We start from the raw sequence: 18788 nt of genomic DNA on the forward strand, positions 1-18788 counted from the left end.
TCCCGGCCCGGCTGCCTCCCCGGCCCGGCCCCCTCATGGCCCGGCCGCCCTCACGGCAGCAGCCGCTGTTCCTTCGCCACCGCCACCGCGCCCGCCCTCGTGTCGACGCCCAGCTTGTCGTAGATGCGGCCCAGGTGGGTCTTGACGGTGGCCTCGCTGATGAACAGGGCCCGGGCGATGTCACGGTTGCCGAGCCCTTGGGAGAGCTGGCCGAGGATGTCGCGTTCGCGGTCGGTGAGCGTGGGGCGCGGGGCGCGCATGCGGGCCATGACGCGGGAGGCGACCGGCGGCGAGAGCGCGGTGCGGCCCTGGGACGCGGCGTGGATCGCGGAGAACAGCTCCTCGGGGCGCTCCGCCTTGAGCAGGTAGCCCGTCGCGCCCGCCTCGATCGCCCGCGTGATGTCGGCGTCCGTGTCGTAGGTGGTCAGGACCAGGACGTGGGGCGGGGCGTCGGGGGCCGGCGAGGTGATGCGGCGGGTGGCCTCCACGCCGTCGATGCCCTCGCCCAGTTGCAGGTCCATCAGGACCACGTCGGGCGTCAGCTTGGCGGCCAGGGCGACCGCCTCCTCGCCGGTGCCGGCCTCGCCGACCACCTCGATGTCCGGGGCGCTGCCGAGCAGGGCCAGCAGACCCGCGCGGACGACGACGTGGTCGTCGCAGACCAGCAGGCGGATGGGGCGCGATGGGCTCATGACGGGGACTCCTGGGGCATCGATGAGGGGGACTCCGACGGGACGGGGATCGACACGGAGAGGACGGTGCCCTCGCCCGGCGCCGACTCGACGGTCAGCGTGCCGCCGAGCTGACCCGCCCGGGCACGGATGGCGGGCAGCCCGTGGCCCCGTACGCCCGCCGTGGGCCGGCCGGCCGGGGGTGGCGTGAAGCCGCGGCCGTCGTCCGCGACGTCCAGGACCACCTGGTCGTCCAGGAGCGTCAGGGTCAGCGCGGCCGTCGTCGCGTCCGCGTGCTCGCGTACGTTGGCCAGGGCGCCCTGGGCGATGCGCAGCAGCGCGGAGCCGACCCGGTCGGGCAGCGGCACCGGGGTGCCCTCGACGTGGAGGCGGACGGTCAGGCCGGCGTCCGTCTCCCGTTCGGCGAGGGCCCGCAGGGCCTCGGTGAGGCCGCCGCCGTCGGCGAGGTCGGCGGGCGCCAGGTCGTGCACGAAGCGGCGGGCCTCGGCGAGGCCGCGCTCGGTGATCGACTCGGCGGTACGGACGTGGGCCCGGGCCCTGGCGGGATAGGTGTCCCAGAGGCGGTCGGCCGCCTGGAGCAGCATCTGCTGGCTGGACAGGCCCTGCGCGAGGGTGTCGTGGATCTCCATGGACAGCCGCTGGCGCTCGGCGAGGGTGCCCGCGCGGCGTTCGGTGGCGGCCAGTTCGCGGCGGGTGCGCAGAAGGTCGTCGATGAGGACGCGTTGGCGGGCCGCCTGGCGCTGCATGTACAGGAAGACGGCGCTCGCCACGGCGGCCCACGCGGGCGGCGCGAACAGCAGGTTCGGGTCGAAGCGGCCCGCGAGCCGCAACTGCGCGGCGACCACGAAGGCGGTCAGGACGGCCACCAGGAACAGCGCGGCGCGGGGCGGCAGCGTGCGCAGCCCGGTGTAGAAGAGCGGCACCGCGCACCACGCGAAGCTCGGCGCGAGGACGACGAGGACACTCCAGGCGGCCACGACGAGGATCAGCCAGGCGAGGCGGTGCGGCGCGGACCGGGCGCCGAGCGCGGGGCCGGACAGGTAGAGCAGCGCCAGGCAGACCGACAGGGCGATGATCCACGGGGTGCGGGGCCCGACGGGGTGCCGGAGCAGGAAGCGGACCAGCGAGGAGCCGAGGAGCAGGAAGAACGCCGTGTGCATGACGGCCGCGAGCCGACGGGCGTCGGGGTCGGGCACCCTCGCGTCCCCGGTCGCGGGGTCCGGGGCCGGCGCGTGCCGTGTCACTGCCTGTGTCACCACCCGTGTCACCGCGGGGGCCTCCCTCTCGTACGGCGTGACGCCTTGGTCTCGTTTAGCGTGACGCCCTAACCTCGTACGGCGTGACGCCTTGGTCTCGTCCGGCGTGACGCCCTGGCCTCGTACCGCGTGACCGCCTTGCTTGAACTGGGGAAACACCCTCATTGTGGCCCGGCGGGGCCACGGGCGGGTCAACCGATCGGCTGACCCTCGTATCGGCCGGGTCGCGGCCGGCTCCGAGCCGGTACGCCGAGGGGCGGGGCCCGGAAACGGCCGGAGGATCGATGGCAGGGGCAGACGCCCTTTCCGCCGCCCTCCAAGGAGCACCCGATGCAGAAGATCTCCCGCCGCACCCGCGTCCTCACCGGCGCCGTCGCCGTTGCCGCCCTCGGCGCCGGTGCCCTCGGCGCCGTCTCGGCGAACGCCGTCCCCGCGAGCACCGGCGCCCCGGCCGCCGCCGCCAAGGCGTCGGCCGCCAAGCCCGCCGACGCGGGCGACAAGAACCTGACGCGGTCGACGCACCTGACCGTAGCCGCCGCCACCAAGGCCGCGCAGGCCACCTTGGACGCGGCGAAGAAGGAGAACCAGCGCGTCTCCGTCGCCGTCGTGGACCGCAACGGCAACACCATCGTCACGCTGCGCGGCGACGGCGCGGGCCCGCAGGCGTACGAGTCCGCGGAGAAGAAGGCGTACACGGCCGTCTCCTGGAACGCGCCCACCTCCGAGCTGGCCAAGCGCCTGGAGCAGGCCCCGAACCTGAAGGACATCCCCGGCACGCTGTTCCTCGCGGGCGGCGCCCCGGTGACCGCCAAGGGCGCGCCCGTCGCGGGCATCGGAGTGGCGGGCGCCCCGAGCGGCGACCTGGACGAGAAGTTCGCCGAGGCGGGCGTGGCGGCCCTGAACCGCTGACCGCCCCCGCCGCCGTCCCTCGGCCGCCGTCCCCCGGCCGCCGTCCCCCGGCCGCCCCAAGGCCGAACAATTGCCGCATAAGATCATCGGCGTGGACCTGCGATCTCCGGCCGGCCGAGCCGCCCCCGTGCTCCGTACCCTCGCCTGCGCCCTGGCGCTGCTCGCCACCGTCGGCGGGTGCGGTGGCTCGGGCGTGGACGGCACGCCGGGGGCGGACGGCGTGCGCGACCCGTACTTCCCGAAGCTGGGCAACGGGGGGTACGACGTCACGCACTACGACCTGACCCTCGGGTACGACCCGGACGAGCGCCACCTCACCGGCACCGCCGAGATCACCGCGCGCGCCGACAAGAACCTCAGCGCCTTCAATCTCGACCTCAAGGGGCTCGACGTCTCCGCGATCACCGTGGAGGGCAAGGCGGCCCGGTTCCAGCGCGCCGGCCACGAGCTGAAGGTCCGGCCGGCCGACGAACTCGACCGGGGCGAGACGTTCGTGGCCCGCGTCCGCTACAGCGGCACCCCGGAGACCATCACCGACGCGGACGACTCCGAGGAGGGCTGGCTCACGACGGCGGACGGCGCGCTCGCGCTCGGTGAGCCCACCGGCTCCATGGCGTGGTTCCCCGGCAACCACCACCCGAGCGACAAGGCCTCGTACGACATACAGGTCACCGTCCCCGAGGGCCTGCAGGCCGTCTCCAACGGCGAGTTGACCCGCGAGTCGACGAAGAACGGCCGCACCACCTTCGCCTGGCACAGCGCCGAACCGATGGCGAGCTACCTGGCGACCGTGGCCGTGGGCAAGTACAAGATGGAGACGTCGGTGACGGAGGACGGCCTGCCGGTCATCACGGCCGTCGACCCCTCGCAGAGGAAGGCGAGCAAGAAGGTCCTCGCCAAGCTCCCGGACGTCATGGAGTGGGCGGAGATGAACTTCGGCCCCTACCCCTTCTCCTCGATCGGCGCGATCGTCGACCGCGACGAGGACGCGGACTACGACCTGGAGACCCAGACCCGGCCCGTCTTCCCCGGCGCCCCCGACACCGACACGCTCGTCCACGAGCTGGCGCACCAGTGGTTCGGCAACTCCGTGACCCCGAGGTCCTGGCGGGACATGTGGCTCAACGAGGGCTTCGCGACGTACGCGGAGTGGCTGTACGCGGAGGACAACGGCGGCGACAGCGCGCAGGAGACGTTCGACGCGCTGTACGAGGGCGACCTCTACGACGACAAGGAGGACAACGAGGCGATCTGGGACTTCCCGCCCGCGAAGCCCACCGACGCGGCGCACATCTCGGAACCGCCGGTCTACGAGCGCGGCGCGATGGTCGTCCACAAGATCCGCCGGGCGGTCGGCGACGACGCGTTCTACGTCATCATGCAGGGCTGGACGAAGACGTACCGGCACAAGAACGCCGACACCCGGGACTTCACCGAGTACGTGGAGAAGCACGCGGGCGGCGACGAGGCGCGCGAGAAGGTCCGCCGGATCTGGGGCGACTGGCTGTACGGGGACGGGAAGCCGGAGCAGCCCTGAGGCGCGACGCTCACAGCGGTTTGCGCAGCACCGCGCACGGCCGGCGCAGCGCCCGGTCCTCGCGGTGCCCGATGACGAGGTAGCCGAGCGCGGTCCAAAAGCGCAGCGCGTCGGGGTTGTTCTCCAGGACGGCCAGGCGCACGGCTGTGCGTCCCGCGTCCCGGAAGCGGTCCTCGACGAGGCCGGCGAACCGTCGCCCGACGCCCGTGCGGTGCAGCTCCTCGGCGACCACGAACAGCCCGATCCACGGGTCGGGGTCGGTGGGGTCGGGGTGGTGGGCGAGGGTGACGGCGACGCCGGCGAGGCGCCCCTCGGAGCGGGCGAGCAGCACGTCCGTGCCGGGGCGCGCCAGTTCGTCCGCGAGGGCCTTGGCGACCTGCTCGACGCGGATGTCGTCGGGGTCGGGGAAGTCGCCGCTGAGCGCGAAGAACGCGCGGTTCGCCGCGTACAGCGCGGTCACCTCGGTGAGCAGGTGGCCCGGCAGCGCGCCGCCGACGGCGACGAGCGGTTCGAGGATCATGCGGGGCAGGCTAACCGGCCCGGTCGGCCCGCTCGGCCCCGGCTCGCCTGCGGATCTCGCGCCACTCGGCCGCCGCCGTCCAGAGCCAGGCGCCGGACGCGAGCGCGTAGCAGGCGACCCAGCCCGTGAAGCGGCCCGCTTCGAGGGCCTCGTCGACGGCGAGCACGGCGAACACGGCGGCCGGCGCGGCCGCGCGGTACAGCTTGTGGCGGGCGAGCCGCCGCTGCTTGCGGGGCCCTTCGGCGAGCCGCATGGCGTACACCTCGACGTCACCGAAGGCGTCCTCGGCGCGCTCCCCGTCCGCCGTGGCCAGGTGCTGCCGGATCTCCCGCACATGGCCGCGCGCCTCGGCGGCCGGCATGGTGTGCCGGCCCCGCAGCAGCCCTTCGAGCCGGGTCAGCCACTGCTCGTCGTCGGCGTGCGGGCGCGGCGTGAACCAGCGGTCGAGGGGGGCGTCCGGGAACGCGTAGGCCCCCACGGCCCAGGCGGCGCAGGCCGCCATCAGCGCCGGCACGGGCACGTCGAACAGCCGCTCCCCGGGGGCGGTGGCGGCGAGGGAGACCCCGCCCACGAAGGCGCAGGCGGCCGCCGCGGAGAAGCCCCACATGCCGCGCATCCGTCCGGCGGCGCGGGCGGCGAAGGCGAGGGCGCCGAGCGTGATGGTGGCGGTGATCGCGGCGCAGCCGGCGACCGAGGCCCAGCTGCCCGTCACCCACAGGCCGTCCTCGATCCAGTGCAGGGCACCGAGGGCGAAGCCGATGAAGCCGAGCATGCCGAGGCAGGCGCGGAGGCGTTCGCCGGGGGTCAGGCCGTGCGGGTCCACCCTGGCCCGGCGCTCCTCGCTGATGCGCTCGGCGGCGACGGTGCGGGCGTACGCCCCGGGTGCGCCGAGGGCCTCCCGGGCGGGCAGCCCCGCCTCGTGCACGAGCTGGTGGGCCTCGGCGAGCACCTCGTCGGTGAGGTCGGCGGGCGCGTCGTGGTCGAGCGCGAGCCGTACGTGGACGGCGTCCGCCCACTCCTCGTCCTCCGGGCGGGCCCAGACGAGGTCAGCCGCCGGTGTCGCGGCTGTCGCCGATGTCGCGGTCTTCGTCCGTGTCCTGCGCACTGTCATCCCCCTTGCCCTCGCCCGAGGAGCGAGGCGACGGTCCGGGTGAAGTCACCCCACGCGGCCTGGTCACGCCGCAGCCTCGTCCGCCCCTCCTCGGTGATCCGGTAGTACTTCCGCCCGGGACCGCCCTCGCCCGCGCCCCACTCGACGGCGACGGCGCCCTCCTCTTCGAGGCGGGTGAGGGCGGGGTAGAGCGTCGCGGCCTTGACCCCGTCCAGCCCCGCGTCGGCGAGCCGCCCGAGCAGGGCGTAGCCGTAGCTCTTCTCCTCACCGTCGAGGACGCCGAGCAGGCACAGGGGCAGCGCGGCGCGGATCCACGCGGGTTCGGCCACGGATGCTCCCCCTCGTCGGGTTTTTTGGTTTCCTGGACTATTACGGAAACGATAATAGTGGAGCCCTCGGAATGATCGAACAGGAACCTGACCACTCGGAAGGGGAGACTGTGGAAGTCACCATGCTTGCGACTTCATGCGACAAGAAGGACTGCCCCACCATCTACATGACGGACCGGGGCACGATCCTCGTGCAGGGCGCGACACCCACCGGCCACGGTCTGACGATCCCCGCCCACGAGACTCTCGTGGAGATCCCCGTGGACCTCGTCGAGAAGGCGTTCGGTGGCCGGCTTGGCTAGGAGTCTGGGAGACCTCTTCGAGGCCTTCCAAGCCGAGGCGTTCCGGCTGGAGACCCTGGACGACTACAGCCGGTCCGGCAGTGTGGACGCGTACGGCCTGTTTCGCGACGGACAGAAGAAGCCCTCCGACTACAACGCCGACTGGCTCGAAGAGGTCAAGGCCCACGTGGACGCCGGACGGCGCGTGTACCGCGTCCACATCCTGACGCGGCCCCTGACCCCGTACCTGCGCTTCGAACTCGGATGGGGCTACGTCACCAACGCCACGGCCGGAGAGGAGTTCTTCATCCTGGACGTGACCGGCCGGCCCGATCCCCTGCCTGCCGTCGGGGACTTCTGGCTGTTCGACTCGGTCACGGCCGCCCCCATGCGCTACGGCCATGACGGGGAGTTCCTCGGTGCCGATGTACTCCCCGACGACCGAGGGCCTGAGTACGTGACCTACAGGGACATGGCACTCGCGAACGCGGTGCCCTTCGCGGACTGGTGGGCAAGACACGGGGAGTGAACCGTTCGGAGTTGGGCGCGGCGCTGCGAGTTCTACGGCAAGCCTCTGGCAAGGAGGCCAAGGCTGTGGCTCGCGGTGCCGTCATGTCCGCAAGCAAGCTCAGCAAGATCGAGACGGGGAAGCTCGCCCCGAGCGCGGACGACGTGGACCGCGTCCTCACCGCCATCGGTGTCTCGGACAGCGTCAAGGCGGAGTACATGGAGGCTGCGCGGGCCGTGGCCACGGAAGCCACGGCGTGGCGTCTGATCCAGCGTGCGGGACTCCACAAGGCCCAGAGGCAGCTACAGGCCGTAGAGGCCCGTATGAGCCTTCTCAGACTCTTCCAACCGGCTCTGGTGCCGGGGCTGCTCCAGACCCCGGAGTACATGCGAGCCATCCTGTCGCGCCACGACGACCTCACGGAGGACACGGTCCGGCGCACCATCAGCGCCCGCCTGGAGCGGCAACAGGTGCTGTACGACACGAGCAAGACGCTGCGATTCGTGATCACGGAGCCGGTGCTTCGGTGGCTGATCGTGCCGCCGCTCGTCATGGCCGGGCAGATGGACCGGATGATCACCCTGTCCCGGCTGCCCAACGTCGACATCGGGGTCGTACCCCTGGCAGGGCCGAAGCGTGACCTTCCCAACCACGCTTTTGTCATCAGGGACGACCGGGCCGTGTCGGTGGAGACAGTGCACGCCGATGTAGTGGTGACCGACCCGAGGGACGTTGCCCTGTACGCGGCCAAGTTCGCTCGATTCACCGAAAGCTCGCTCTCCGGCGACGAGTTGAAAGGCTTCCTCGAAGGGGTCAGGGACGACCTGTTGCAGCAACGGGAAACGGGCTAGAGGTCCCTCGTCGGCAGTCCGAGGATGTACCCATGCCGACCGAACCGAGGAACGACAGACACATTCGTTTCCCCCTGTGGTCGACGAAGAACGGTCGGCATATGGCAGACACAGAAATGGTCCTGCTGTCACTGATCTCACAGGAAGGCACACCCCTGCCCGAAACCGACCTGTACGGCCTGCCCCTAGACAGCGCCGAGTTCTTCAAGGCGTGCGGGGGCAACACGCATCCGGACGACGAGTCCTGCGCCACGCTGGCGAAGATCGGCCCCGGCGCGTGGGCGTTGGGCGACAGCAAGCGGCCCGGTGCGGAGCCGTTGCGCTTCACCACCGAGGAACTGACCGCGGCCGGTATCGACCTGGCCCGCTTCAACCTGTCCGCCTGACAGCCGTTCGTGCCCCCGGCCCTGGCTCACCCCGAGAGGCGGGGCCGGGGGCGCTCCACTTCTCCCTGTACTGAACGGGACGACAGTTGCACCACCACGTCTACCTGTGGACCGGCTCCAAGCAACGGTTCGACGACGAGGCGCTGAGACGGCCCCCGCATCCTGATCCTCCTCCCGCCGATAAGCCGGAGCTGATCGCGCGGTACCAGGAAGTGAAGGCGGAGTTCCCGACCGTGGACCTGCCGCCGCTGGAAACGGCGCACTGGCTGATCAAGCCCGCGAGGCTGGTGCGCGGCACCTGGGAGGAGCCGAAGGAAGCGGCGGAATGGCTCGGTCAACGACTGGCCGAGTACGCGCCCCGGTTCGCCTCAGAGTCGGACCGCGACAGCACGCGGCTGGCACTACTGGTTCACTCCGCTGCCGAACGGCTCGTTTGGGGCGGGGACGTGTCCCACGGCTTCTACCTGGACAGGCCCGCATTTCTCTCCGTAGCCCTGGTGACGTGCTCCCCGAACCGTGCCCCACCGGACCTTGTCTGCCCGACCGGCCCGCACATGAAGAAGACCCCCCGAAGGTAAGTCGGGGGGTCTTCTTCATGTGCGGGCCGGGCTGATGCCGTGCTGCTTCCGGGCTGACTCAGCACCCGTCTGCACGGTGCCTACCCAGGTCAGGGGCCTGACGCTAGACGTTCACGCCGAAGTCCTGGGCGATGCCGACCAGGCCCGAGGCGTAGCCCTGGCCGACCGCGCGGAACTTCCACTCCGCGCCGTTGCGGTACAGCTCGCCGAAGACCATGGCGGTCTCGGTGGCGGCGTCCTCGGAGAGGTCGTAGCGGGCGATCTCCGCGCCGCCGGCCTGGTTGATGATGCGGATGAACGCGTTCCGCACCTGGCCGAAGTTCTGCGAGCGGTTCTCGGCGTCGTAGATCGAGACCGGGAAGACGATCTTCTCGATGTCGGCCGGCAGGCCTTCGAGGTTGACGTTGATCTGCTCGTCGTCGCCCTCGCCCTGGCCCGTGACGTTGTCACCGGTGTGCACGATGGTCTGGTCCGGCGTCGCCTTGTTGTTGAAGAAGACGAAGTGCTGGTCGGAGTAGACCTTGCCCTGCGTGTTCACCGCGATCGCGGAGGCGTCGAGGTCGAAGTCGGTGCCGGTGGTGGTGCGGACGTCCCAGCCGAGCCCCACGGTGACGGCGGTCAGGCCCGGAGCCTCCTTGGTGAGCGAGACGTTGCCACCCTTGGACAGGCTTACTGCCATTGTTGGGAGTCCCTTCCCTCGTTACGACGCACCGCGTCTGAGCCAGTGCGTACGGGCTTCGTACTGGGGACGAAGCTACCTTCACTGGTACCAACGCCGTCCGAGGTCCCGAAGGTTCCGCATGGCTTTACTTTCTTTACGTTTCCCTCGCGCGCGCCCGGCCCCCGCGCACAAGCCGCCCTCACGTAAAAGTGCGTGACGTGAGCCCGACAGACGCGGGACCATGGGGAACATGTCCGGTCCCTATGTAATCCGCGGTTCGGTCTCCCTGCCGGAGGCCGAGCTGATGTGGCGTTTCTCGCGGTCCTCGGGGCCGGGCGGGCAGCACGTCAACACCACCGACACGCAGGTCGAGCTGCGGTTCGACCTCGCGAACACCGACGCCCTGCCGGAGGTGTGGAAGCGGCGGGCCCTCGAACGGCTCGCGCCGCGCCTCGTCGGCGGCGTCGTGAGCGTGCGGGCCGCCGAGCACCGCTCGCAGTGGCGCAACCGGGAGATGGCCGCCACCCGGCTGGCCTCCCTGCTCGCCGAGGCCACCGCCCCGCCGCCGAAGCCGCGCCGCGCCACGAAGATCCCCCGCGGCATCAACGAACGCCGGCTGCGGAACAAGAAGCAGCGGAGCGAGACGAAGCGGGGCAGGTCGGGCCAGGGCTGGGGTTAGCCGGCCCGGTCACGTCAGCGGCTTTTTTGGGGGCTGGGCGCGCGCCCCTGGCAGGCGCTCAGCCGAGGTGGCGGTAGCGGCCCCGGAAGTACAGCAGCGGTCCGCCCTCCCCGCTCGGCAGGGACGCCGTCAGCACGCGGCCGATCACCAGCGTGTGGTCGCCCGCCCGCACCGTCTGCTCCGTGCGGCACTCCAGCGTGGACAGCGCGCCGCCGATCAGCGGGGCGCCGGACTCGGCGCCCCGCGTGTACGGGATGTCCTCGAACAGCAGCCGGTCGCTGATGCGGCCCTTCATGGCGAAGCGGCCCGCGATGTGGCGCTGGCTCTCGGCGAGCACCGAGACCGCCCACAGCGGCTGCTCGGCCAGCAGGTCGTCCATCCGGGAGCCCTCGCGCAGGCTCACCATGACCAGGGGCGGGTCGAGCGAGACGGAGACGAAGGCCGTCGCCGTCATGCCCACGTCCTCGCCCACCGGGGCATTCGGGTCGTCGGCGTCCAGGCTCGCCTCGCGCGCCGTCACCAGGACCACACCCGCCGCCAGCCGGGACATCGCCGCGCGGAACTCGTCGTCGCTCACCCCACCAGCATGCCCATCCGGCGACGCGGGGCGTGGGGAAGGCGGGGCCGGGAGAGTCTTCAGTGTCTGAGCCACGATGACGACGCTAACCCCCCGGCCCGGGGTGCCACATCGGCCCCGGGGCCGAGGCGGGTCCTAGGTCCCACGGCCGAGGGAAGGGTGGCACGGGGTGCCGTATCGCCCGGTGGACTGGACCAACGACCGTGTCCCACCTGTGACTTGAGTCACAGGACCCATATTTTGTTGACCCTGTGTACCGGGTGAGCAGCTCGCTGTGATTCAGTGACGGTGGCAATAAGACACTGAGGGCACAAGGGCACAGAAAGACACTGCGGGCGCCGCGCATCCTGGATTGCTGTCGAGGTCTCGGGGAGAACGAGCATGGAGACCGAGTCGGAGCCGTACGTCCGTCTTGCGACCCTGCGGCAGCTGCATCAGGTGGTAGCGGAACTGAACACCGCCCGGAGCCTGGCGGACACGCTGCAGACGGTCGCCGACGGAGTCGTCAACGGCCTTGGCTATGAACTGGCCTGCGTCAATCTCGTGCGCCCGGACGGCGATCTCGTCGTCGCCGCCTTCGCGGGCAACTCCTCCGCCGAGGCCCTCATCACCGGCCGCGTCGGCTCCCGCGACGCCTGGGAGCGCCGCCTGGCCATGGGCGAGGCGTGGGGCGCCCTGCGCTTCATCCCGCACACCGAGGGCTGGGTCCTCGACGACGACGACGTCCCGCAGTGGTACACCGAGGGCCCCGAGCCCCGCTTCGAGGACGAGTGGCACCCCGCCGACCGCCTCTTCGCGCCCATGTACGCGACCGGCGCCGCCGGCGGCGAGCTGCTCGGCGTGATCTCCGTGGACCGGCCGCGCAACGGCCGCAGGCCCGGCGCCTGGGGCCGCGAGGCCCTCCAGATGTACGCCTTCCAGGCCGCCATCGCGATCAGCAACGCCCGGCTGCGGGCCAACATGCAGCGCGCCCTGGTCCGCCTGGAGCGCGAACAGCAGGCACTGCGGGCCAGCGAGGAGTCCTTCCGGCAGGCCTTCGAGTACGCGCCCTCCGGCATGGCCATCGCCGAGATGGGCGGCGACCAGCACGGGCGGCTCCTGCGGACGAACGACGCGCTGTGCCGCCTGCTCGGCCGCCCCGCCTCCGCCATGCGGCGCTACTCCTTCTCCGACCTCGTCCACCCCGAGGACATCGGCACGCTCCTGCGGACCTCCGCCGAGGGCGGCCGCGCCGAGCTGCGGCTCGCGCGGCGCGACGGCACGTACGTCTGGGTCTCGCTGCGCAACTCCGTGGTCGCCGACGCCGCCGACGGGCCCCGCTTCCTGCTCACGCACGTCGAGGACATCGAGGAGCGCAAGCGCCGCGAGCTCCAGCTCGCCCACCGCGCCTCGCACGACTCCCTGACCGGGCTGCCGAACTCCGCCGAGCTGCGGGCCCGGCTCAGCGCCCGCCTGTGCCGCAGGCCGCACGCGGGCAGGCCGAGCGCCGTCGACTCCCTGGACGCCGCCTATGAACACGGCTTCGACTTCGGGCACGCCTCGCTGGAGCACGCCGACGGCTTCGACCACCACGTCCACACCATCGCCCCCGAGGGCCGGGAGGGGGACGTGGACGACGGCACCAAGGGACTCGCGGTCCTCTTCTGCGACCTCGACGGCTTCAAGTCGATCAACGACCGGTTCGGGCACCACACGGGTGACGCCGTCCTCATCGAGGTCGCCAGGCGTCTGACCAGCGGCGTCCGCGACGGGGACACCGTGGCCCGGCTCGGCGGCGACGAGTTCGTCGTCCTCGCCGACGGGCTCGGCCGCGCCGACGCCCAGGACCTCGCCGTCCGGCTGCGCAACGCGATCATCCCGCCGATCCGGGTCGATGGCAGGGCGGTGCGGGTCGGGGCCAGTTTCGGCATCGGCTGGGCGCACTGCGGGATGTCGGCCGACGAGGTGCTGCACTCCGCCGACCAGCGGATGTACGTGGAGAAGCGCTCCCGTGCCAAACAGCAGCGGCGGGCCGGCTGACCACCGGGGTGAGGCCGACGCCACCTCTTGGGATCACTCGGACCGGGTAGGCTCCCGCCGTCAGCGATGTGAGGGAGTGACCTGGGAATGACGCCCGGCAATAACGGCGAGAACACGCCGAGCGCGCCGCAGGGCGACGACGATCCGTTCGGCTACCTGTACGAGGACGGACAGGCGGCCGGAGCGACCCCACCCGGCAGCGGGGGCGGTTACGGCTACCCCGGACCCCGGTCCTCGTACAACCACGTCCGGGCGGTCGGCGACCGCCGCCCCACCTCCTACGGGCAGCCGCAGGCCACCCAGCCGTACGGCCAGCAGGTCCCCCAGCAGCAGGCCCAGCAGCCCTACGGCCGGCCGAACCCGCACTACACCGCGCCCGAGGCGCAGCCCGGTGGGGCGCCCGTCGCCTCGCCGCGGAACGCGCCCCCGGGTGGCGGCCGCGGCCGGGGACCCAACAGCAAGGGGCTGCTGATCGCCGCCATAGCGGTGGTGGCCGTCGTCGCCATCGGCATCGGCGCCGCCATGCTGTTCGGCCGCGACGACGACAAGGGCGGCGAGGAGCAGGCGGGCGGCAGGCCGACGGCGGCCCGGACCGTCGAGCCCAGCGAGAAGCCCACCAAGAAGAAGCCGGCCGAGAAGACCGAACTGCCCAAGACGGACGCGAAGACGCTCCAGCTCCAGGGCGGCACGACCACGGCGTCCGACGTCCCCGGCGCCAAGGCCGCCGGCGGGGTCTACGTGACGGGCTTCGACAAGGTCGGCGCCCAGGTGACCTGGACCGCCAACGGCATCCCGAAGGCCGGTTCGTACAGCCTGCGCGTCAACTACGGCGTGCCCGGCAAGGACTCCAACGCCACGATCCTGGTCAACGGCAAGAAGCAGACCCGCCCCCTGAACATGACGAACTTCGCCCACGCGAAGGAAGGGGAGTGGGACAAGGGCTGGACCAACACCTGGGCGGTGGTCCAGCTCACCAAGGGCACCAACACCGTCACGCTCACCTGCGAGCAGGACAACCTGTGCGGGTCCACCGGCGCCAACATCGACCAGATGTGGCTCGTCGAGGGCGACCAGGGCTAACCCCTCGCCGGGGCTACGCCAACAGCCCCAGGAAACCCGCCACCGTCCCGGCCATCGCCTCGCGAGCCGGGGCGAGGTATTTCCTGGGGTCCACGACCGATGCGTGCGCCGCGAGGTGGGCGCGTACCTCGGTCGTGAACGCCGTGTTGAGCGCCGTACCGACGTTGATCTTCACCATGCCGGAGGCGATCGCGCGGCGGATCTCCGCGTCCGGTACGCCACTTGAGCCGTGCAGCACCAACGGCGCCGGCACGGCCGCTGCCAGGGACGCGATCAACTCGTGGTCCAGGGTCGCCGTCCGCTCCGTCATCGCGTGCGAGGAGCCGACGGCCACCGCGAGCGCGTCCACGCCCGTGTCGGCGACGTACGCGGCCGCCTCCGCCGGGTCCGTGCGCACCCCGGGCGTGTGCGCGTCCAGCGGCGGCTCGCCCTCCTTGCCGCCCACCTCGCCCAGCTCCGCCTCGACCCAGATGCCCCGCTCGTGGCCCCAGCGCACCGCGTCCGCCGTCGCCTTCACGTTCTCGCCGTACGTCAGCTTCGAGGCGTCGAACATGACGGAGCTGAAGCCCTCCGGGTGGGCGGCCCGCAGCAGTCCGACGTCCGTGACATGGTCCAGGTGCAGGGCGAGCCGGGCCGAGGAGGCGCGGGCCACGGCCGCCGTCGCCGCCGCCACCGGGCCCAGGCGGCCGCCGTGGAAGCGCACCGCGTTCTGCGAGATCTGGAGGATCGCCGCCGTCCCGGCGCGCTCGGCGCCCAGCGCGATCGCCTCGGCGTGTTCCAGCGTGATGACGTTGAACGCGGCGACGCCGTGACCCGCGGCGCGGGCCTCCGCGACGAGTTCGCCGGTACGGACCAATGGCACGTGCTCCCCAATTCCCGGGGCGCTGCGCCCCGTTGCGCGGTACGGATACGGCTCTTGTGGGTGGTTACCCCGTGGGGGTCCTGGTGGTCACCGTGACCCGCGTCAGCAGGTCCTCGTACGTCGGGAGGTCGAACTCGCCCGCCACCGGCGCCACCACGGTCGCCGCCGACAGCGCGACGGCGCGCACGAGCCGCTCCGGCCACGGCAGGCCCTCGGCGAGAGCGGAGAGCAGCCCGGCGACCGCCGAGTCGCCCGCGCCCGTCGGGTTGCCCCGCACCGGCGCGGGCGGCCGCGCCTGCCAGGTGCCGTCGGGTGTCCGGGCCAGGAGGCCGTCGGCGCCGAGCGAGGCGACCACGGCGTGCGCGCCCCTGCGGCGGGCGTCGCGGGTGGCCCGATCCGGGTCCTGCGAGCCGGTCAGCACGGCCAGTTCGTCGGCGTTGGGCTTGACGATGTCGGGGCGGGCGGCGACCCCGCGCCGCAGCGGCTCCCCGCTGGTGTCGAGCAGGACGGGGACACCGGCGGCGCGCGCCGCCCGTACCAGCAGGGCGTACGCGCCGACGGGGACGCCGGGCGGCAGGCTGCCGCAGAGCGCGACCGCCGTCGTCCCGGGGGCCCGGACCAGGTCCTCGTAGGAGTCGAGGAAGGCGGCCCATTCGGCGGGGGTGATGTCCGGGCCGGGTTCGTTGAGCTGCGTGGTGTCGCCGGTCGACGCGTCGACGACGGCGAGGGTGCGGCGGGTGGCGGTCGCGGCCGGGGTGAGCGCGTCCGTGACGCGGGGCTCGGCGGCCAGGTGGGCGCGCAGGGAGCGGCCGGTGTCGCCGCCGGCGAAACCGGTGACGGTCACCTCGTGGCCGAGGGCCGCGAGGACGCGGGCGACGTTGACGCCCTTGCCGCCGGGGCGTTCGCGCACGTCCGTGACGCGGTGCGAGGCGTGCGGGGTGAGGGCGGGGACGCGGTAGGTGAGATCGACGGCGGTGTTCAGCGTGACGGTGAGCATCACTGGTGACCACCCCCGAAGTGCCTGTGTTCCGCCGCGCTTTCGCCGTTCTGATCATGCCAAACGGAAGGCGGTTGGCCCAGAGGCGAGGGCCGACCGCCTCGCCCTCAGCCGGGTGCGACCACCCATTCGCCCTTGCGCATCACGCCCTTGACGTCGAAGTGCGCGTCCAGGACCACCAGGTCCGCGTCCTTGCCCGGCTCCAGGGAGCCCACCGTGTCGGCCATGCCCAGCAGCCTCGCCGGGTTCGCCGACAGGGCGCGGACGGTGTCCTCGACGGAGAGCCCGTCGACGGTCACCGAGCGCTTGAAGGCGCGGTCCAGGGTCAGGGTGGAACCCGCGATGGAGCCGCCCTCCACGAGCCGCGCCACGCTGTCCCGCACCTCGACCTCCAGGGGACCGAGCATGTACCGGCCGTCGCCGAAGCCCGCCGCGTCCATCGCGTCGGTGATGAACGCGACGCGGTCCGCGCCCGCCCGGTGGAAGGCCAGCTCCAGGGCCGCCGGGTGCAGGTGCGTGCCGTCGTTGATCAGCTCGACGGTGACCCGCTCGTCCTCCAGGAGGGCGGCGATCGGGCCCGGCGCGCGGTGGCCGAGACCCGGCATCGCGTTGAACAGGTGCGTCGCGACGGTGGCGCCCGCGTCGATGGCCTCCACCGTCTGCTCGTACGTGGCGTCCGTGTGGCCCACGGCGGCGATCACGCCGTGTTCGGCGAGGAGGCGCACGGAGTCGAGGCCGCCCGGCAGCTCGGTGGCGAGGGTGAGCATCTTCGCGTGCCCCCGGGCGGCGTCGAGCAGCTTGCGGACGTCGGAGGGGTCGGGGTCGCGCAGGAGGGCCTCGCTGTGGGCGCCCTTGCGGCACGGCGAGATGAAGGGCCCCTCGAAGTGGACGCCCGCGATGTCGCCCTGCTCGGCCAGCTCGCTCAGCAGCCCGGCCCGCTGGGCGAGGAAGTCCATGTCGCCGGTCACGGTGGAGGCGACGAGCGTGGTCGTGCCGTGCAGGCGGTGCGTGTGGACGCCCTTGAGTACGTCCTCCACGGTGCCGGAGGTGAAGGAGGCGCCGCCGCCGCCGTGGTTGTGGAGGTCGACGAAGCCGGGGACCACCCAGTGGCCGGTGAGGTCGATCGTGGGTGCGTCGGCGGGGGCGGTGCCGGCGATGCGGGTGCCGTCGACGATCACCCGGCCGTCGGTGAGGGTTCCGGTGGGCAGTACCACCTGGGCACCGGCGAGAACCTGGCTAGTGGCCATCAGGTGGTTACCTCCGTGGGGTCGGTCTTCTTGGGGTCCGTCTTCCCGGGGTCCGGTGTCCCGGGGTCTGTGGGGGCCGCCACCTTGTCGAGGAGGTCCCAGGCGAGGAGGCCCGCGCCCAGGCACCCGGCGGTGTCGCCGAGGGCCGCGGGGACGATTTCGGGCAGCGTCTGGAACTGGACGACGCGGGCCGCGACGGCGGCACGCAGCGGCGTGAACAAGGTTTCCCCGGCCTCGGCCAGACCGCCACCGATGATCAGCGTGTGCGGGTCCAGCAGGGTGAGGGCGGTCAGCAGACCGTCGGCCAGGGCGTCGATCGCGTTCCGCCAGACCTCCTGGGCCCTCGGGTCGCCGGACTCCACGGCCTTCGCGCAGTCGGCGGCGTCCGCGTGCGGATCGCCGCTCGCCTCCGCCCAGGCCCTGCTGACCGCCGACGCGGACGCCAGGCGCTCCAGGCAGCCGCGCTGGCCGCAGCCGCAGGGCGGGCCGCCGGGGCGTACGACGATGTGGCCGATCTCGCCCGCCGAGCCGTGGGCGCCCGGTTCGATGGCACCGGCGATGCCGATGGCGCCGGCGATGCCGGTTCCCAGGGGCACGAACAGGAACCGGTCGGCGCCCCTGCCCGCTCCCAGGCGGCCCTCGGCGAGGCCGCCCGTGCGGACGTCGTGGCCCAGCGCCACGGGGGCGCCGGCCAGGCGGGCGCTGAGGAGGTCCCTCAGGGGGACGTCGGTCCAGCCGAGGTTGGCGGCGTACACGGCGATGCCGCGGGGGGCGTCGACGATGCCGGGCACCGCCACGCCTGCCGCGGCGGCCGGTTCGCCCAGGTGGGCCTCGCCGTGGGCCCGGAGGTCCTCGGCGAAGCCGAGGATGGACTCGATCACGGCGGCCGGGCCGCGGTCTCGGCCGGTGGGGCGGCGGGCCTCGTGGAGCAGGGTGCCGTCCGCGGCCACCAGGGCGGCCTTCATTGCGGTGCCGCCTACATCGAGGGCGATGACGTGTCTCACGGGGGACAGTGTCGCGTGGCGGTCGCGAAAGGTCTAGTCCACTTCGTTCCTCGGCTGTGCCGCGCGCTTTCTTCTTGGGGTGCGTCGCTCTCCCACCCACCCGCCCGTTTGCCCGGGGTCGGGCCCATGCCGTAGGAGCGGTCCCGCCGCTTCGCGGCGGATGTCTCCCACCCACCCGCCCGATTGCCCCGCGTGGGCCCCTTGCCGTAGGAGCAGCCGCCTGCCCGATTGCCCGGGGGCGGGCCGTTGCCGTAGGGGCAGCCCTGCCGCTTCGCGGCAAATGTTTCCCACCCACCCGCCCGTTTGCCCGGGGTCGGGCCCGTGCCGTAGGAGCGGGCGCCGTCTTCTGCTCCTACGGGATGTCTCGATGCGGGGTAAACGGGTGGGTGGGTGGGAGAACCCGCCGCGGAGCGGCGGGGTGGGGCGCCCGCAGCGGGCCGAGCCGGGGAAACACCCCGAGGTGGCCGCACACAGGCACCCACCCGCCCAACTGCCTCCACCCCGCCAGGGCAAGGCCCCCGCCACCGCAAGGCACCGCCCAACCCAACCCAGGCCTCACGAGTCCAAGGCCCCCGCCAGACAGGCGGCCCGCCGGGCAAGGCGCCCCGCCGCCCAAGGCGCACCGCCAGGCAAGGCGCACCGCCAGGCAAGGCGCCCCGCCGCCCAAGGCGTACCCCCAGGCAAGGCGCCCCGCCGCTCAAGGC

At 72.5% G+C, this 18788-nt stretch carries 21 protein-coding genes; 10 read left to right on the top strand and 11 right to left on the bottom strand.

Annotated elements, in window-relative coordinates; genetic code table 11:
- Positions 1 to 50: 50 nt before the first annotated feature.
- Together ACZ5GP_RS15760 and ACZ5GP_RS15765 are read right to left on the bottom strand one after the other, a co-directional pair.
- Complete coding sequence (locus tag ACZ5GP_RS15760; RefSeq protein WP_468751371.1) at positions 51 to 692, bottom strand: response regulator; 642 nt, start codon at positions 690 to 692, stop codon at positions 51 to 53.
- A complete protein-coding gene (locus ACZ5GP_RS15765) occupies positions 689 to 1936 on the bottom strand; it encodes a sensor histidine kinase (protein WP_468751372.1) in 1248 nt (415 codons plus the stop codon). The genes ACZ5GP_RS15760 and ACZ5GP_RS15765 overlap by 4 nt, the downstream gene beginning before the upstream one ends.
- A gap of 342 nt (positions 1937 to 2278) precedes the next feature.
- On the opposite strand from ACZ5GP_RS15765, the gene ACZ5GP_RS15770 reads away from it, so the two are divergent.
- Positions 2279 to 2857: a GlcG/HbpS family heme-binding protein gene (locus tag ACZ5GP_RS15770; RefSeq protein ID WP_468751373.1), complete on the top strand. Its 579-nt coding sequence runs from the start codon at positions 2279 to 2281 to the stop codon at positions 2855 to 2857.
- Between the two features lie 97 nt (positions 2858 to 2954).
- Complete coding sequence (locus ACZ5GP_RS15775) at positions 2955 to 4394, top strand: M1 family metallopeptidase (protein ID WP_468751768.1); 1440 nt, start codon at positions 2955 to 2957, stop codon at positions 4392 to 4394.
- A gap of 10 nt (positions 4395 to 4404) precedes the next feature.
- On the opposite strand, the gene ACZ5GP_RS15780 is transcribed toward ACZ5GP_RS15775, so the two are convergent.
- Genes ACZ5GP_RS15780 through ACZ5GP_RS15790 form a run of 3 tightly spaced genes read right to left on the bottom strand, consistent with a single transcriptional unit; the run spans position 4405 to position 6354 of the window.
- Entirely contained in the window at positions 4405 to 4914 is a 510-nt protein-coding gene (locus ACZ5GP_RS15780) for a GNAT family N-acetyltransferase (protein WP_358582655.1), read from the bottom strand.
- Positions 4915 to 4924: 10 nt separating this feature from the next.
- Positions 4925 to 6019: a hypothetical protein gene (locus ACZ5GP_RS15785; RefSeq protein ID WP_468751374.1), complete on the bottom strand. Its 1095-nt coding sequence runs from the start codon at positions 6017 to 6019 to the stop codon at positions 4925 to 4927.
- A gap of 2 nt (positions 6020 to 6021) precedes the next feature.
- Entirely contained in the window at positions 6022 to 6354 is a 333-nt protein-coding gene (locus ACZ5GP_RS15790; protein WP_468751375.1) for a PadR family transcriptional regulator, read from the bottom strand.
- A 110-nt stretch (positions 6355 to 6464) separates the two neighbouring features.
- Here ACZ5GP_RS15790 and ACZ5GP_RS15795 point away from each other — a divergent pair, with 110 nt between their 5' ends.
- From ACZ5GP_RS15795 to ACZ5GP_RS15815, 5 genes are all read left to right on the top strand, one after another.
- Positions 6465 to 6656: a hypothetical protein gene (locus ACZ5GP_RS15795; protein ID WP_468751376.1), complete on the top strand. Its 192-nt coding sequence runs from the start codon at positions 6465 to 6467 to the stop codon at positions 6654 to 6656.
- Complete coding sequence (locus ACZ5GP_RS15800) at positions 6640 to 7164, top strand: DUF6879 family protein (RefSeq protein ID WP_468751377.1); 525 nt, start codon at positions 6640 to 6642, stop codon at positions 7162 to 7164. Before ACZ5GP_RS15795 ends, ACZ5GP_RS15800 begins: the two co-directional genes overlap by 17 nt.
- Entirely contained in the window at positions 7161 to 7994 is an 834-nt protein-coding gene (locus ACZ5GP_RS15805; RefSeq protein ID WP_468751378.1) for a helix-turn-helix domain-containing protein, read from the top strand. The genes ACZ5GP_RS15800 and ACZ5GP_RS15805 overlap by 4 nt, the downstream gene beginning before the upstream one ends.
- A 116-nt stretch (positions 7995 to 8110) precedes the next feature.
- On the top strand, positions 8111 to 8380 hold the full coding sequence (locus ACZ5GP_RS15810; protein ID WP_468751769.1) for a DUF397 domain-containing protein: 270 nt from the start codon (positions 8111 to 8113) through the stop codon (positions 8378 to 8380).
- Positions 8381 to 8466: 86 nt separating this feature from the next.
- The gene (locus tag ACZ5GP_RS15815; protein WP_468751379.1) at positions 8467 to 8958 is read left to right on the top strand and encodes a hypothetical protein; all 492 of its coding nucleotides are present in this window, start codon (positions 8467 to 8469) and stop codon (positions 8956 to 8958) included.
- A gap of 103 nt (positions 8959 to 9061) precedes the next feature.
- On the opposite strand, the gene ACZ5GP_RS15820 is transcribed toward ACZ5GP_RS15815, so the two are convergent.
- Positions 9062 to 9637: a TerD family protein gene (locus ACZ5GP_RS15820; protein WP_358582640.1), complete on the bottom strand. Its 576-nt coding sequence runs from the start codon at positions 9635 to 9637 to the stop codon at positions 9062 to 9064.
- A 223-nt stretch (positions 9638 to 9860) separates the two neighbouring features.
- On the opposite strand from ACZ5GP_RS15820, the gene arfB reads away from it, so the two are divergent.
- Positions 9861 to 10298, top strand: coding sequence for an alternative ribosome rescue aminoacyl-tRNA hydrolase ArfB (gene arfB / locus ACZ5GP_RS15825; RefSeq protein ID WP_468751380.1), 438 nt, complete (start codon positions 9861 to 9863; stop codon positions 10296 to 10298).
- 58 nt (positions 10299 to 10356) lie between these two features.
- Here arfB and ACZ5GP_RS15830 read toward each other — a convergent pair whose 3' ends face one another.
- A complete protein-coding gene (locus ACZ5GP_RS15830; RefSeq protein ID WP_468751381.1) occupies positions 10357 to 10875 on the bottom strand; it encodes a flavin reductase family protein in 519 nt (172 codons plus the stop codon).
- Between the two features lie 381 nt (positions 10876 to 11256).
- Here ACZ5GP_RS15830 and cdgB point away from each other — a divergent pair, with 381 nt between their 5' ends.
- Positions 11257 to 12894: a diguanylate cyclase CdgB gene (gene cdgB, locus ACZ5GP_RS15835; RefSeq protein WP_468751382.1), complete on the top strand. Its 1638-nt coding sequence runs from the start codon at positions 11257 to 11259 to the stop codon at positions 12892 to 12894.
- Between the two features lie 87 nt (positions 12895 to 12981).
- A complete protein-coding gene (locus ACZ5GP_RS15840; RefSeq protein WP_468751383.1) occupies positions 12982 to 13974 on the top strand; it encodes a carbohydrate-binding protein in 993 nt (330 codons plus the stop codon).
- A 13-nt stretch (positions 13975 to 13987) separates the two neighbouring features.
- On the opposite strand, the gene ACZ5GP_RS15845 is transcribed toward ACZ5GP_RS15840, so the two are convergent.
- From ACZ5GP_RS15845 to ACZ5GP_RS15860, 4 genes are all read right to left on the bottom strand, one after another.
- Entirely contained in the window at positions 13988 to 14836 is an 849-nt protein-coding gene (locus ACZ5GP_RS15845; RefSeq protein ID WP_468751384.1) for a class II fructose-bisphosphate aldolase, read from the bottom strand.
- Between the two features lie 64 nt (positions 14837 to 14900).
- Positions 14901 to 15836: a 1-phosphofructokinase family hexose kinase gene (locus tag ACZ5GP_RS15850; protein ID WP_468751385.1), complete on the bottom strand. Its 936-nt coding sequence runs from the start codon at positions 15834 to 15836 to the stop codon at positions 14901 to 14903.
- Positions 15837 to 15940: 104 nt separating this feature from the next.
- Entirely contained in the window at positions 15941 to 17080 is a 1140-nt protein-coding gene (nagA, locus tag ACZ5GP_RS15855; RefSeq protein WP_468751386.1) for an N-acetylglucosamine-6-phosphate deacetylase, read from the bottom strand.
- Positions 17080 to 18084, bottom strand: a complete 1005-nt coding sequence (locus ACZ5GP_RS15860) for an ROK family protein (protein WP_468751387.1) — start codon at positions 18082 to 18084, stop codon at positions 17080 to 17082. The genes nagA and ACZ5GP_RS15860 overlap by 1 nt, the downstream gene beginning before the upstream one ends.
- Between the last annotated feature and the right edge of the window lie 704 nt (positions 18085 to 18788).

It is taken from the genome of Streptomyces sp. NPDC031466, from assembly GCF_055581265.1.